The organism is Dyella sp. AD56 (assembly GCF_002878475.1).
Taxonomy (GTDB): Bacteria; Pseudomonadota; Gammaproteobacteria; order Xanthomonadales; family Rhodanobacteraceae; genus Dyella.
Genome location: NZ_NRDP01000023.1, coordinates 44,588 through 58,453 on the forward strand (window position 1 = coordinate 44,588; position 13,866 = coordinate 58,453).

The 13,866-nt window shown below is 62.4% G+C and carries 11 protein-coding genes; 9 read left to right on the top strand and 2 right to left on the bottom strand.

Features of this window, described 5'->3' with window-relative positions; all coding sequences use genetic code 11:
• Nucleotides 1-12: 12 nt before the first annotated feature.
• Nucleotides 13-2,919, bottom strand: a complete 2,907-nt coding sequence (uvrA, locus tag DyAD56_RS14760) for an excinuclease ABC subunit UvrA (RefSeq protein ID WP_102303536.1) — start codon at nucleotides 2,917-2,919, stop codon at nucleotides 13-15.
• 183 nt (nucleotides 2,920-3,102) lie between these two features.
• Here uvrA and DyAD56_RS24105 point away from each other — a divergent pair, with 183 nt between their 5' ends.
• The 5 genes from DyAD56_RS24105 to cgtA all read left to right on the top strand — a co-directional run bounded on the left by DyAD56_RS24105 (nucleotide 3,103) and on the right by cgtA (nucleotide 6,540).
• Nucleotides 3,103-3,849 carry a DUF2059 domain-containing protein gene (locus DyAD56_RS24105; RefSeq protein ID WP_233202472.1) on the top strand — a complete coding sequence of 249 codons (747 nt, stop codon included), beginning with the start codon at nucleotides 3,103-3,105 and terminating at the stop codon, nucleotides 3,847-3,849.
• A gap of 97 nt (nucleotides 3,850-3,946) precedes the next feature.
• The gene (gene rplU / locus DyAD56_RS14770; RefSeq protein ID WP_038616498.1) at nucleotides 3,947-4,261 is read left to right on the top strand and encodes a 50S ribosomal protein L21; all 315 of its coding nucleotides are present in this window, start codon (nucleotides 3,947-3,949) and stop codon (nucleotides 4,259-4,261) included.
• Nucleotides 4,262-4,280: 19 nt separating this feature from the next.
• A complete protein-coding gene (gene rpmA / locus DyAD56_RS14775) occupies nucleotides 4,281-4,538 on the top strand; it encodes a 50S ribosomal protein L27 (protein ID WP_102303537.1) in 258 nt (85 codons plus the stop codon).
• Between the two features lie 155 nt (nucleotides 4,539-4,693).
• Nucleotides 4,694-5,464 carry a hypothetical protein gene (locus DyAD56_RS14780; protein ID WP_146010520.1) on the top strand — a complete coding sequence of 257 codons (771 nt, stop codon included), beginning with the start codon at nucleotides 4,694-4,696 and terminating at the stop codon, nucleotides 5,462-5,464.
• Nucleotides 5,461-6,540, top strand: coding sequence for an Obg family GTPase CgtA (gene cgtA, locus DyAD56_RS14785; RefSeq protein WP_102303539.1), 1,080 nt, complete (start codon nucleotides 5,461-5,463; stop codon nucleotides 6,538-6,540). The genes DyAD56_RS14780 and cgtA overlap by 4 nt, the downstream gene beginning before the upstream one ends.
• Before the next feature lie 474 nt (nucleotides 6,541-7,014).
• Here the strand turns inward: cgtA and rpsT are convergent, their stop codons facing one another.
• A complete protein-coding gene (gene rpsT, locus DyAD56_RS14790) occupies nucleotides 7,015-7,278 on the bottom strand; it encodes a 30S ribosomal protein S20 (RefSeq protein ID WP_102303540.1) in 264 nt (87 codons plus the stop codon).
• Between the two features lie 277 nt (nucleotides 7,279-7,555).
• Between rpsT and murJ the strand changes: the two genes are divergently transcribed.
• The 4 genes from murJ (at nucleotide 7,556) to lspA (ending at nucleotide 13,832) form a co-directional block, all read left to right on the top strand.
• The gene (gene murJ / locus DyAD56_RS14795) at nucleotides 7,556-9,148 is read left to right on the top strand and encodes a murein biosynthesis integral membrane protein MurJ (protein WP_199178992.1); all 1,593 of its coding nucleotides are present in this window, start codon (nucleotides 7,556-7,558) and stop codon (nucleotides 9,146-9,148) included.
• Nucleotides 9,149-9,196: 48 nt separating this feature from the next.
• Complete coding sequence (locus DyAD56_RS14800) at nucleotides 9,197-10,150, top strand: bifunctional riboflavin kinase/FAD synthetase (RefSeq protein ID WP_102303542.1); 954 nt, start codon at nucleotides 9,197-9,199, stop codon at nucleotides 10,148-10,150.
• Between the two features lie 115 nt (nucleotides 10,151-10,265).
• A complete protein-coding gene (gene ileS, locus DyAD56_RS14805) occupies nucleotides 10,266-13,148 on the top strand; it encodes an isoleucine--tRNA ligase (RefSeq protein WP_102303543.1) in 2,883 nt (960 codons plus the stop codon).
• A gap of 192 nt (nucleotides 13,149-13,340) precedes the next feature.
• Complete coding sequence (gene lspA, locus DyAD56_RS14810; RefSeq protein WP_102303544.1) at nucleotides 13,341-13,832, top strand: signal peptidase II; 492 nt, start codon at nucleotides 13,341-13,343, stop codon at nucleotides 13,830-13,832.
• Nucleotides 13,833-13,866: the final 34 nt, after the last annotated feature.

The following is a 13,866-nucleotide window of genomic DNA, read 5'->3' on the forward strand; positions in this document are numbered from 1 at the left end:
TTTCGGTGGAACTCATGCAGTCTTCTTCCGTAATGCGGGTTTGCTCTTGCCATTGCTCTCGGCCTTGGTCGCCTTGGCCGCCTTGGTAGGCTTCATATCGAGGTGCGGGGCAAGGAAGTGTCCGGTATGCGAACCCTGCGTGGCAGCCACCTGCTCCGGCGTGCCGGTTACGAGGATGCGACCACCACCGGCACCACCTTCCGGGCCGAGATCGACCAGCCAATCGGCGGTCTTGATCACATCGAGATTATGCTCGATCACTACCACCGTGTTGCCCTGTTCCACCAACTGGTGCAGCACGTCGAGCAACTGCTCAATATCGTGGAAGTGCAGGCCAGTGGTCGGCTCGTCAAGGATGTACAGCGTGCGGCCTGTGTCGCGCTTGGACAGCTCCTTGGACAGCTTCACGCGTTGCGCTTCACCGCCGGACAGCGTGGTCGCGCTCTGGCCGAGCTTGATGTAATCCAGGCCCACGGCGCGTAGCGTTTCGAGCTTGCGTGCGATGGTCGGCACGTTCTCGAACAACTTCAGCGCATCCTCCACTGTCATGCCGAGTACGTCGGCAATCGTGTGGCCCTTGTAATGCACTTCCAGCGTTTCGCGGTTGTAGCGCTTGCCGTGGCAGACGTCGCAGGGCACATACACATCCGGCAGGAAGTGCATCTCGACCTTGATCATGCCGTCGCCTTCGCAGGCCTCGCAGCGGCCGCCGCGCACGTTGAAGCTGAAACGGCCTGGCGTGTAGCCACGGGCGCGTGCTTCCGGCACCTGCGCGAACAGTTCGCGCAGCGGCGTGAACAGGCCGGTGTAGGTGGCAGGATTGGAGCGTGGTGTGCGGCCAATCGGCGATTGGTCGATGTCCACCACCTTGTCGAATAGCTCCAGGCCTTCGATGGACTTGTACGGCGCCGCCTTTTCGCCGGAACCATTGAGTTCGGTGGCGGCAAGGCGGTACAGCGTGTCGTTGATTAGCGTGGACTTACCCGAGCCGGACACGCCTGTCACGCAGGTGAACAAGCCCGCGGGAATGGCGAGGTCGACGTTCTTCAGGTTGTTGCCGTGAGCGCCCTTCAGGTGCAGCCAAGAGTCGGGGTCGAGCTGCTGGCGGCGTTCTTCTGGCACCTTGATGCCGCGCTTGCCGGACAGGAACTGGCCGGTGACGGAGCGCGGCGAGGTCAAGATGTCCTTGAGCGTGCCTTCTGCGACGATTTCGCCGCCATGCACGCCCGCACCGGGACCGATATCGAGAACGTGGTCCGCCATGCGGATGGCGTCTTCGTCATGCTCGACCACGATCACCGTGTTGCCCAGGTCGCGCAGACGCGTCAGCGTGCCCAGCAGGCGCTCATTGTCGCGCTGGTGCAGGCCGATGGACGGCTCGTCGAGCACGTACATCACGCCGACCAGGCCGGCGCCAATCTGCGAGGCGAGACGGATGCGCTGGGCCTCGCCACCGGACAGCGAGTCCGCCTGACGATCCAGCGTGAGGTAGTTGAGGCCCACATCGTTAAGGAACGTGAGGCGCTCTCGGATCTCCTTCACGATCTTCACGGCGATCTCGCCGCGCCAACCGGTAAGGGTCAGCTTCTCGAAAAAGGCGAGCGCATCGTCGATGGAGCGCGAGGTCAGCGAGGGCAGGGCGTGGTCGGCCACGAACACGTTGCGTGCCGAGCGGTTCAGGCGCTGGCCTTCGCATTCGCGGCAGGCCTGGTCGCTGATGTACTTAGCCAATTCCTCGCGTACCGCGGGGGATTCGGTTTCCTTGTAGCGACGCTCCATGTTCGGCAGGATGCCTTCGAACGCGTGTTCGCGCGTTACCCGGCCACCGCGTTCGGTGATGTACTTGAACGCGATCAGCTCCTTTCCGCTGCCGTAAAGCACGGCCTTCTGGACGTCCGTCGGCAGCTTGCGCCACGGCGTGTCCACGTCGAACTTGTAATGCGCAGCCAGCGACAGCAACAGCTGGAAGTAGTGCGCGTTGCGACGATCCCAGCCACGGATGGCACCACCCGCGAGCGACAGCTCCGGATGCGCCACGACGCGCGTGGCGTCGAACACCTGCGTCACGCCCAGGCCGTCACAAGTCGGGCAGGCGCCGACGGGTGAGTTGAAGGAGAACAGACGCGGCTCCAACTCCGGCAGCGAGTAGTCGCAGACCGGGCAGGAGTAACGCGAGGACAGCAGTTGTTCCGACGCCTTGGCATCGTCCATGTCGACCACGATGGCCAGGCCGTCGCCCAGGCGCAGCGCGGTCTCGAACGATTCGGCCAGGCGCTGCTTGATGTCGTCGCGCGGACGGAAGCGGTCGATCACCACTTCGATGGTGTGCTTTTGGCGCAACGTCAGAGGCGGCACGGCATCCAGATCGAACACGGTTCCGTCGACGCGGGCGCGCACGAAACCTTGCGCGCGCAGCTGATCGAACACCTGCACGTGCTCGCCTTTGCGCTCGCGGATCACGGGCGCAAGCAGCATGAAGCGCTTGTCGGCGTCCATGGCGAGCGTAGAGTCCACCATCTGGCTCACCGTCTGCGCTTCCAGCGGAATGCCGTGGTCCGGGCAGCGCGGCGTGCCCACGCGGGCATATAGCAAGCGCAGGTAGTCGTAGACCTCGGTGATCGTGCCCACGGTCGAGCGCGGATTGTGCGAGGTCGACTTCTGTTCGATGGAAATCGCTGGCGACAGGCCCTCGATATGGTCGACGTCAGGCTTTTCCATCATCGACAGGAACTGACGGGCATACGCCGACAGCGACTCGACATAGCGGCGCTGACCCTCGGCATAGATGGTGTCGAAGGCCAGTGAGGACTTGCCCGAGCCGGACAGCCCGGTGATCACGATCAGCTTGTCGCGGGGCAGGTCGAGGTCGATGTTTTTGAGGTTGTGCGTGCGCGCACCGCGAATGCGGATGGTGTCCATGTCGCCCGGGATAGTCGATGGGAGAAGGGGGAAACTGTACTATATCAAACTTGTCAGTACGGTTATTGCCGGCTGACCCCATCCAACAATCTCTTAAGACGAAGATCCGGCCGAGTATGGCCTAATGGAATCTTTCGTCGGTTTCCGGCCGACATAACGGACTAGAGAGTGCGGATGGGCAAGTTGAGCAGATGGGGTGTCGCCATTGCGCTTGCAATGGGCGTGGGGCAAGCGATGGCGTCATCGGCGCCGGCGACCGAGGACCAGGTTCGCCAGCTGATGGAAGTAGTCGGGCTTGGCAAGATGCTGCTGCAGATGAACACCCAGGCAGTGACCACGCTGGAGCAGTCGATGCCCTGCGTGCAGCCCGAGTTCTGGCAGAACTATATGGACGCCAACCAGACCCAGCTGTTTATCGGCCGGTTGGTGCCCGTCTGGCAGCGCCATTTCACCTCCGACGAGATGAACGGCCTGCTGAAGTTCTACCGCTCACCATTGGGCCAGAAGGTCATTACCGAAATGCCCACCACCATGGCTGAAGCCAACCAGGCCGGCCAGCAGTGGAGCCACGAGCGCAGCGATCAGATGGTCAACGAGCTCAAGCAGATGGGCACCTTGGACAGCACCGGCCGCTGTCCCGCCAAGATCGCCGTAACACCAGCACCTGCCGCTTCCGTGGCTGGGGCAGCTGCAATCACGAAGACCGAAACAGGATCCGACGCGGAAGAGGCCAAGCCGGCGGCGCACGCCACCCATTCCACCTCGCACGCCAAGACCCCGGTCAAGAAGACCACTGCCAAGCCTGCGCCCAAGAAGACCACGCCTGCCAAGACCACCAGTAAGGCGCCAGCCAAAACGGATAACAAGGCCGCGCCGGCGAAGAAGGACACCAAACCCGCCAGCCAGCCCAGCGGGCAGAGTGGTCAGTAATTGACCAGATCCCTTCAGGCTCGCTATACTCCCGAGTTCGCCGGTGTCCAATTGGGCCCGGCGAGCCCAAGAGAATAACGACAGAAGGGATATTCCCATGAGTTACGCAGTCATCAAGACCGGCGGCAAGCAGTACCGTGTTCAGCAGGGCGACGTCCTGCGCGTGGAGCTGCTCAACGCCGAAGAAGGCGCCGCCTTCACCTTCGACCAGGTTCTGCTGGTCGGTGCCGGTGAGTCGATCACCGTGGGTGCCCCGATTGTGGCCGGTGCCACCGTCAGTGCCACCGTGCGTAAGCACGGCCGTGCCGACAAGATCCGCATCATCAAGTTCCGCCGCCGCAAGCACCACAAGAAGCAGCAGGGACATCGTCAGCATTTCACCGAAGTCGAGATCACGGGCATCAACGCCTGATTAGCCGGAGCAAATAGTCATGGCACATAAAAAAGGCGTAGGTTCGTCCCGCAACGGTCGCGATTCGAACCCCAAGTACCTCGGCGTCAAGATCTACGGTGGTCAGGCCATCGAGGCCGGCAACATCATCGTGCGTCAGCGCGGCACCAAGTTCCATGCCGGTACCGGCGTGGGCGTGGGTCGTGACCACACGCTGTTCGCCTTGGTTAATGGCACCGTTGAGTTCAAGACTCGCGGCGCCGAAGGCCGTAAGTTCGTCAGCGTCGTCAAGGTTTGATTGCCTAGGCGTTGAAGCGAAAGCCCCGCTTCGGCGGGGCTTTTTGTTTCCAGGAACGGGTTTATCGGAGGACTGCAGGGATGGTCAGGCCTAAGATTTGCCGCTGGGTTTCGCTCGTAACGCTACTGTTTGTTGCGGGTTGCGGTTCCCACTCCATGGAAACTCAGGAGCCGCCCCTTCCTGATGTTCGGTATGACCGTTTGCAGGGCCATGTCGAGCAGGCAAGCGTCAAGATCTATCTGCTTGAGCGCCCAGCCGATATGGCCGCGGCGCTCGCTTCTCCGGAGGCCTTTTCGCCGCCGACTGACCTGCCGGCCAAGTCGAAGGACGGTGAGGATGTCACCGAGAGGGCCGTGGAAATGCACTATGGGCCGACTGGGAATACACTGACGTCCCGCACAGTCTTTCTGTCTCTGGGTGGCAGTGAATATACGGTCACTACATCCCCCAAGGCGCCGGGGTTGCGCAGCCTGCAATGCGACGGCGAGCTGGTTTACAAAGGTGGTCCCAAGCACCCGTTTTCATGTGGTCATGGCGAATGGAGCTATCGATCGCCAGGTGTTTGGCGAATGATGATCGATAGCCAAGCAAGCACGTCAGTCATTGAGCGGCAGGTCGATTCGCAGGGGCGCGAGACGGTTTTCGATCTGAAGACAGATGGCAAGAAAGCGCCATCGGGTGAAAAATCCAAGGATATTTCGCTGCACGCGGTTTCCCAGGCTTTCGACGATGGTGGTCGGGTGACAGTAGCCCGCGAAACCAAGAATGGCCAACTAGGTTACCGTTACACAACTTATTCCCAATTTGATCATCACGGTAATCCGCAGCGCGGAGTGGTTATGTCGTCAACATCGACAGACCCACACGATCGGACATCGGTGGTGAAAATCGAGCTGCGGCTCTACGCCTATAGTTATTACCAATGAAATTCGTTGACGAAGCCATAATCAAAGTTCAAGCCGGCGACGGCGGCAACGGGTGCATCAGCTTCCGTCGCGAAAAATTCATTCCCTTCGGCGGGCCTGACGGCGGCGACGGCGGCAGTGGCGGCTCGGTGTGGCTGGTGGCTGATGAAGGCCTCAACACGCTGATCGACTTCCGACACCAGCGCTCGTTCAAGGCCGAGCGCGGCCAGAATGGCATGGGCAGCCAGATGTACGGCAAGGGTGGTGAAGACACCTTCATCCGCGTGCCAGTCGGCACGGTGGTCATCAACGTCGATACCGACGAAACCATCGGTGACCTCACCCAGCATGGCCAGCGCCTGCTGGTGGCGCTAGGTGGCAAGGGTGGCCTGGGTAATATCCACTTCAAGAGCTCGGTGAACCGAGCGCCGCGCAAGTCGACACCGGGTACGCCGGGCGATTTGCGTGAACTGAAGCTGGAACTGAAGTTGCTGGCGGACGTGGGTTTGCTGGGCTTCCCCAATGCGGGTAAGTCCACTTTCATCCGCGCCGTGTCTGCCGCTACCCCACGCGTGGCGGATTACCCGTTCACGACGCTGCATCCGAACCTGGGTGTAGTGAGTCTGGGTACGGACCAGAGCTTCGTCATCGCCGATATCCCTGGCCTTATCGAGGGCGCAGCAGATGGCGCAGGCCTCGGCATCCAGTTCCTGCGTCACGTATCGCGTACGCGTCTATTGCTGCACGTGGTCGACATCGCTCCTATCGATGGTGCAGATCCGGTGGAGCAGGTGCAGGCCATCGAGCAGGAGCTGGAGAAGTTCGATCCGGAACTGTTGGAGCGTCCCCGCTGGCTGGTGATGAACAAGGCCGACGTGCTGCCGGAAGACGAGCGCCAGACGATGGCCGAGGACGTCGTGAAGCGGCTGGGTTGGACGGGTCCTTGGTTCCTGGTTTCGGCGATTGCCCGAGAGAACACGATGCCGGTGTGCCAGAAGGTTTGGCAATTCCTGTCGGAGCAGCAGATGGCGCACCAGGAGCGTGCGGATATGGTGCCGGGGGATGTGCGGTTGAGGGGCGAGGGGCACGCTGAGTAGGCGTGGCGCTTTGTTTCCTCAGCTTAAAAAGGCGGCCATATGGCCGCCTTTTTTCTTTCCCCCTCTCTCCTTTGGGGAGAGGGTTGGGGTGAGGGGCGGGTGCTCGCCTCATCGTTTCGATGAAACCGTCATCCCGGCGTAGGCCGGGATCCAGTAGCTGTGCGTGCGGTTATCGCCTTGTGCCTTCTCGCGATCTGGCCGCTTACGCAGCGGGCGTTTCGATCGTCTGCCGACGACGCGAAGCTAGTCCCCGTGGGACGCTCGAGTCACTTTTCCTTGTTGGCCCACGCACGCGCTCCTGCGTGTGCAAGCAAAGAAAAGTGATCCGGCCTCCGGTAGGAGGACGGAAGCCCGCCGCAGGCGAGCCAGACTGCCGCAACATCACGGCAAGACGCCCACCTTTTATCCCACCCACAAAAAAGCCGGCTTTCGCCGGCTCTCTCGCCAACCCGAGATTCAGTACGCGGAGCTGGCTTACGCCAGCTCGCGGATCTTCGCGTTGAGGCGGCTCTTATGGCGAGCAGCCTTGTTCTTGTGGATCAGGCCACGGGCAGCGTAGCGGTCCATGACCGGCTGTGCAGAGGCAAAGGCCTCAACGGCTGCTGCCTTGTCCTTGGCCTCAATGGCCTTGACGACCTTCTTGAGGGCGGTGCGGACCATGGAACGTGCGCTGACGTTGCGCAGGCGGCGCTGCTCGGACTGGCGCGCGCGCTTCTTCGCGGACTTGATGTTGGCCAAGGTAGAACTCCGAAATGAAATGCTGGGTTGGAAAAAGACTGGCAATTATGCGGGTAATGGGCCGCAGCGTCAACAGCTTAGCGTTGTCAAGGCGTCCTGAAGGGCGCCGAGCCGCCGAATGGGCGGTCATAAGTGAACCGAAGGCCCTGATTATGCCACGTATAAGCTGTCATCTTGCCACTCGGGGCTGTCACACTACGCGCCTTTCGGCGCCGGGCAGAGGGGTCAGGCGCGTCTCATCAGAAAAGGCACGTAAAGAGGCATGAAGTCTCCCAGCATGTTCCGTGGGCTGCTGTCCTTCAGCAGCATGACCATGATTTCGCGCGTACTCGGTCTGGTCCGGGACATGTCGATCAACGCCACGTTCGGCGCCAATGCGGCGACCGACGCCTTCTGGGTGGCGTTCCGCATTCCTAACTTCATGCGCAGGCTGTTTGCGGAGGGTTCGTTCTCCACGGCCTTCGTGCCTGTCTTTACCGAAGTGAAGGAAAAACGCCCTCACGAGGACCTCAAGCAGCTGATGGCCCGTGTGTCGGGCACCTTGGGTGGCGTGCTGCTGGTCATCACCGCGCTGGGTGTCATTTTTGCACCGCAGGTGGCGGCACTGTTCTCGCAGGGCGCGGCTGATACGCCGGAGAAGTTCGCGCTCACCGCGCAGCTGCTGCGACTGACTTTTCCATTCCTGTTGTTCGTATCGCTGACCGCGCTGAGCGGCGGTGCGCTCAACAGCTTCCACAAGTTCGCGCTTCCGGCGCTCACGCCGGTGATTCTCAACCTGTGCATGATTGGTGGCGCGTTGTGGCTGTCGAAATTCGTGCGCCCGCCGATCATGGCGATGGGCTGGGCGATTCTGGTGGCCGGCCTGTTGCAGTTGCTGTTTCAGCTGCCGTCGTTGCGTGGGCTGGACCTGCTCACGCTGCCACGCTGGGGCTGGAGTCATCCGGATGTGCGCCGCATCCTGACGCTGATGGTGCCGACGCTGTTCGGCTCCTCCATCGCGCAGATCAACCTGCTGCTGGACACGGTGATCGCGGCCTATCTGATGACGGGCTCGCAGAGTTGGCTGTCGCAGGCCGATCGCTTTCTTGAATTGCCGCTGGGTCTGTTCGGTGTCGCATTGGGCACGGTGATCCTGCCGTCGCTATCGCGCCATCACGTAACCACCGACAAGGAAGGTTTCTCCAAGGCGTTGGACTGGGGTCTGCGCATCACGCTGCTGATCGCGGTGCCGGCCATGTTTGCGCTGATGCTGTTGGCACGGCCGCTGGTGGCCACCCTATTCCAGCATGGCCAATTCACGCCGTTCGACACGCATATGGCGACGCTATCGATCACCGCGTTGAGCTTCGGCCTGCCGGCGTTCGCGCTCGTGAAGGTGGCGCTGCCTGCGTTCTACTCACGCCAAGACACCAAAACACCGGTGCGCGCCGGCGTGGCGTCGTTGGTGGCGAACATGGTGATGAACGTCATCTTCGTGGCCCTGCTTTACACGCTTTGGGCAACGCCGGAACAACGCCAGCTGCCCTGGATGGATGGCATTGCCGCCGTGCCCGGCCTGCATATGGCGCTGGGTATGGCGAGCGCCATCGCCAGTTACATCAATCTCGGCTTGCTGTGGCATTGGTTGCGCCGGGCAGGGGTGTACCAGCGCCAGCCGGGCTGGGCGCGCCATACGCTGCGCCTGGTGTTGTCGTGCGCCGTGATGGTGGCGGTGCTGCTGGCTGGCATGCACGTGTGGCCGGATTGGACCGATGCGGGCAAGTGGACGCGCGTGTGGCGTCTGGCCGTGCTGGTAGTGGCGGGCGGTGGTGCCTATGTCGTCACGCTGTTCGCGGCCGGTTTCCGTTTGCGCGAACTGCGCGGCGTCTGAGCTCAGCTCCGCGCCGAAACCCCGGGCGTGAGCCGTTATACTCGGCAGATGATGAGACTTTCCAGGGATGTCGCCGGTTCCACTCTGGCGCCCGGCGGCAGCGTGGTAGCCGTCGGCGCGTTCGATGGCCTGCATCGTGGTCACCAGGCACTGCTTGCGGAGGTGCATGAGCGCGCCGCCGAGCTTGGCCTTACCCCCATCGTAGTGAGCTTCGAGCCGCTACCTCGTGCCTTCTTTTCGCCGGAACCGGTACCCCGGCTTTCCAGCGTCCGCGAGAAACTGCGCGGGTTCGATGCGGCGGGTATGGAGCAGGTGCTCTTGCTCCGCTTCAATCGCGCCCTTACATCGATGTCGGCGGACGATTTCGTGCGTCGCGTGCTGGTAGATCGCCTCAATGCGCGGGAGGTTTGGGTCGGTGCAGATTTCCGCTTCGGCCACAAGCGCAGCGGCGACGTGGCGATGCTGGAGCGGGTAGGGCCGGAATTTGGCTTCACCGCGCGCACCATGCCGTCGGTGTTGCTGGATGGCGCGCGCGTTTCGGCCACGCGGGTTCGCATGTTGCTGTCGGCGGGTGAATTTGCCGGCGCGGCGCCCCTGCTGGGTCGCCCGTTTGTGATCGATGGCAAAGTGGAATACGGCCAGCAACTGGGTCGCCAGCTCGGCTATCCCACCGCCAATATCCATCTGCGCGACCGCACCAGCCCGGTCCACGGCATTTTCGCCGTGCGCGTGGGGCTGGGCGAGAGCGAATGCAGCTGGCCGGGCGTGGCCAGCTTGGGCGTGCGGCCCACGGTGAACGAGGTGCCGGAGCCGCTGCTGGAGGTCCATCTGTTCGATTTCGACGGCGACCTGTACGGCCAACGCATGGCCGTGGAGTTCGTGGCGAAGCTGCGCGACGAGCAGAAATTCGACAACCTGGACGACTTGACCGTCCAGATGGCCAAAGACGCCCGCCAGGCTCGTGAACTGCTGGGCATGAATCCGCGTCTCAGCGAGGCGTAACCGGCTCAAATCCGGTAACGTTGGCGCTTTCGCCTTAATGGTTGAAGCGTCGGCCCCATGGGCTACGGCGCCCACCGGGCGACACCCGTACAACTGATCAGAGCGTCCCCAGGCAATGACCCAGGATTACAAGAACACCATCAACCTGCCGCAGACGGAATTTCCGATGCGCGGCGACCTGCCCAAGCGCGAGCCCAAGTGGTTGGCCGACTGGCAGCAGGTGAACCGCTACGCGCAGATCCAGGAGCACGCAGCCAATCGTGACAAGGTGTTCGTGTTGCACGATGGCCCGCCGTACGCCAACGGCGTGATCCATCTGGGTCATGCCGTAAACAAGGTGCTCAAGGACGTGGTGGTGAAGTCGCGCCTGCTGGCCGGTTTCCGCGCGCCCTATGTGCCGGGCTGGGACTGCCACGGTCTGCCGATCGAAGTCGCCGTGGAAAAGAAGTTTGGCCGCGTGGGTGACAAGCTCGACGCCGCCGCCTTCCGCCAAAAGTGCCGCGAGTACGCGCAGCAGCAGATCGACCTGCAACGTACCGACTTCAAGCGCCTGGCCGTGCTTGGCGATTGGGAAAACCCCTACCGCACGATGGACTTCAAATACGAAGCCGACATGGTGCGTGCGCTGGCGAAGATCGTCGGTAACGGCCACGTGGTGCGCGGCGCCAAACCCGTGTACTGGTGCTTCGATTGTGGTTCGGCGTTGGCCGAGGCCGAGATCGAGTACGCCGACAAGGTATCCCCGGCGGTCGACGTTGCCTACGACGCGGTTGATGCCAAGGCACTCGCGCAGAAGTTTGGCGTCGATGCGAGCGACGCGATCGTCGCCATCCCCATCTGGACCACCACCCCGTGGACGCTGCCGGAAAGCCAGGCGGTGTCGCTCGGTGGTGAGCTCGAGTACGCGTTGATCGAAGGCCCCGCACGCGAGGGTCATCGTGTGCTGCTGGTTGTCGCCAGTGCGCTCGTCGAAAAGGTTGCGCAGCGTTACGGCATCGAAGGCGAGGCCAAGGTGCTCGGCCACGTCGCCGGCCAGGCGCTGGAAGGTGTGTTGCTCAAGCATCCGTTCTATGCGCGCGAAGTGCCTGTGTTGATCGGCGACCACGTGTCTGCCGAAGACGGTACCGGCGCCGTGCACACCTCGCCCGACCACGGCGTGGAAGACTTCATCGTCTCGCGCAAGTACGGCATCGAAACGCTCAACTACACCGAGGCACGCGGCACCTACCGTGCCGATACGCCGGCCGCGCTCGATGGCACTGTTATCGCGGGCAAGCATCTTTGGAAAGCCAACGACGAGATCGTCGAGTTGCTGCGTCGTCGCGGCGTGCTGCTGGCTTTTGCCAAGATCGAGCACAGCTATCCGCATTGCTGGCGTCACAAGACCCCGGTGATCTTCCGCACCACGCCGCAGTGGTTCATCAGCATGGAGAAGGAAGGCCTGAGCCGGACTGCCCTCGATGCAATCAAGCAGGTGCGTTGGGTGCCCTCGTGGGGTGAAGAGCGCATCGCCGGCATGGTGGGCGATCGCCCCGACTGGTGCATCTCGCGTCAGCGCACCTGGGGTGTGCCGATCGCGCTGTTCATCCACAAGGGTACGCAGGAGCCGCATCCGGATTCCGTCGCGCTGCTGGAGCAAGTAGCCAAGCGCGTGGAGCAGGGCGGTATCGATGCGTGGTACTCGCTGGATGCCGCCGAACTGCTGGGTGATCAGGCGAAGGACTATGAAAAGGTCCTCGACGTGCTCGACGTGTGGTTCGATTCCGGTGTCAGCCACTTCGCCGTGGTGGGCCAGCGTCCCGAACTGCAGCAGGGCAAGGCGTCGAGCTACAAAGTGATGTACCTGGAAGGCTCGGACCAGCACCGCGGTTGGTTCCAGTCGTCGCTGCTCACCTCGTCGGCCATGCTCGCGAAGGCGCCGTACAACGACGTGCTCACCCACGGTTTCACCGTGGATGCGCAAGGCCGCAAGATGTCCAAGTCGCTGGGCAATGGCATCGAGCCACAGGACATCATGAAGAACCTGGGTGCGGACATCCTGCGCCTGTGGATCTGCTCGACCGATTACCGCAACGAGATGTCGCTGTCGGACGAAATCCTCAAGCGCGTTTCCGACACGTACCGCCGTATCCGCAACACTGCGCGCTTCCTGCTCGGTAACCTCGACGGTTTCGATCCCGCCAAGCACCTAGTGCCTGTGGAGCAGAGCCTGTTGCTGGACCAGTGGGCCGTGCAGCAGGCGTACGACACGCAGCAGGCCGTGATGGCCGCTTACGATCGCTACGACTTCCCGGAGATCGTCCAGCGCGTGCAGAACTTCTGCACCAACGAGCTGGGTGCGCTGTACTTGGATATCACCAAGGACCGCCTCTACACGATGCCGACCGAAAGCCACGGTCGCCGCAGCGCGCAGAGCGCGATGTATCGCATCGCCGAGGCGCTGGTGCGTTGGTTGGCACCGGTGCTCACCTTCACTGCGGAAGAGATCTGGCAGAACATGCCTGCTACGAGCGGGCCGGGCGAGCGTAGCGAAAGCGTGCTGTTCGAAACCTGGTACGAAGGTCTGGTGTCGACGCAAGGTTCGCCGGAACAGCGCCGCTACTGGGCCGACCTGCTGGCCATCCGCGACACCGCATCGCGCGTGCTCGAAGGCATGCGCAAGGGCGAGCAGATCGGTGCCTCGCTGGAAGCGAAGCTGGCGATCCATGCCGATCCGGCCATTGTTGCGCGCTACCAGCCGGTGGCCTCTGAACTGCGCTTCTTCTTCATCACCTCCGAGGTGCGTCTCGATTTGGCCGGCGGCCAGTCGCCGGACGCGGTGCTGACGGAGCTGGAAGGTGCGGACGTGTGGGTCTCGGCCACGGTCAGTGACGCCGCCAAGTGCGTGCGCTGCTGGCATCGCCGCGACGACGTCGGTACGCATGCGAACCATCCGGAGCTGTGCGATCGCTGCATCAGCAATGTGGATGGTCCGGGTGAGGATCGTCGCTGGTTCTAAGGCTCTTCTTCCTCTCCCCTCCGGGGAGAGGACCGAGGTGAGCCCCCAAAAGGGGGTAAAGGTCGGGTGCTCGCGGCAGAGCTTTTAAAGAGCAGACGTCGCTTCGCTTCAATCCCACTGCAAGATCGGCCCCTCACCCCAACCCTCTCCCCGGAGGGGAGAGGGAGTTCAGCTCGTTACACCGAAGTACTTATGAAACCCAAACCCAACGCCCTGTCCTGGCTCCTGCTCTCCACCGTCGTCATCGTGCTCGACCAGCTGAGCAAGTGGTGGGCGCTCGCCACGCTGCAGCCCGCGGGTATGCCACATCCAGTGATCCCGGGTTTCCTCAACTGGACATTGGCCTTCAACAAGGGCGCTGCCTTCAGCTTCCTTGCAGCCGGTGATGGGTGGCAGCGCTGGTTCTTCGTGGCGCTCGCGGTGGTGATCAGTGGTGTGCTGGTGACGTGGCTGTCGCGCACGCCGCGCGGCGACTGGAAGACCGCGGTGCCCGTGAGCCTCATCGTGGGCGGTGCACTGGGCAACCTTATCGACCGCTTGCATGCTTCGCAGGTCACCGACTTTATCCATGTCTATTTCCGCGAGTGGAACTACCCAGTGTTCAATCTCGCCGACTGTGGGATCACCGTAGGTGCAGTAGCGCTGGTGGTTTTCGGCCTGTTTCAGGGCAAATCCAAGGTCTGAACACACCCTCACGTACGGCCCCACCGGCCGTGCG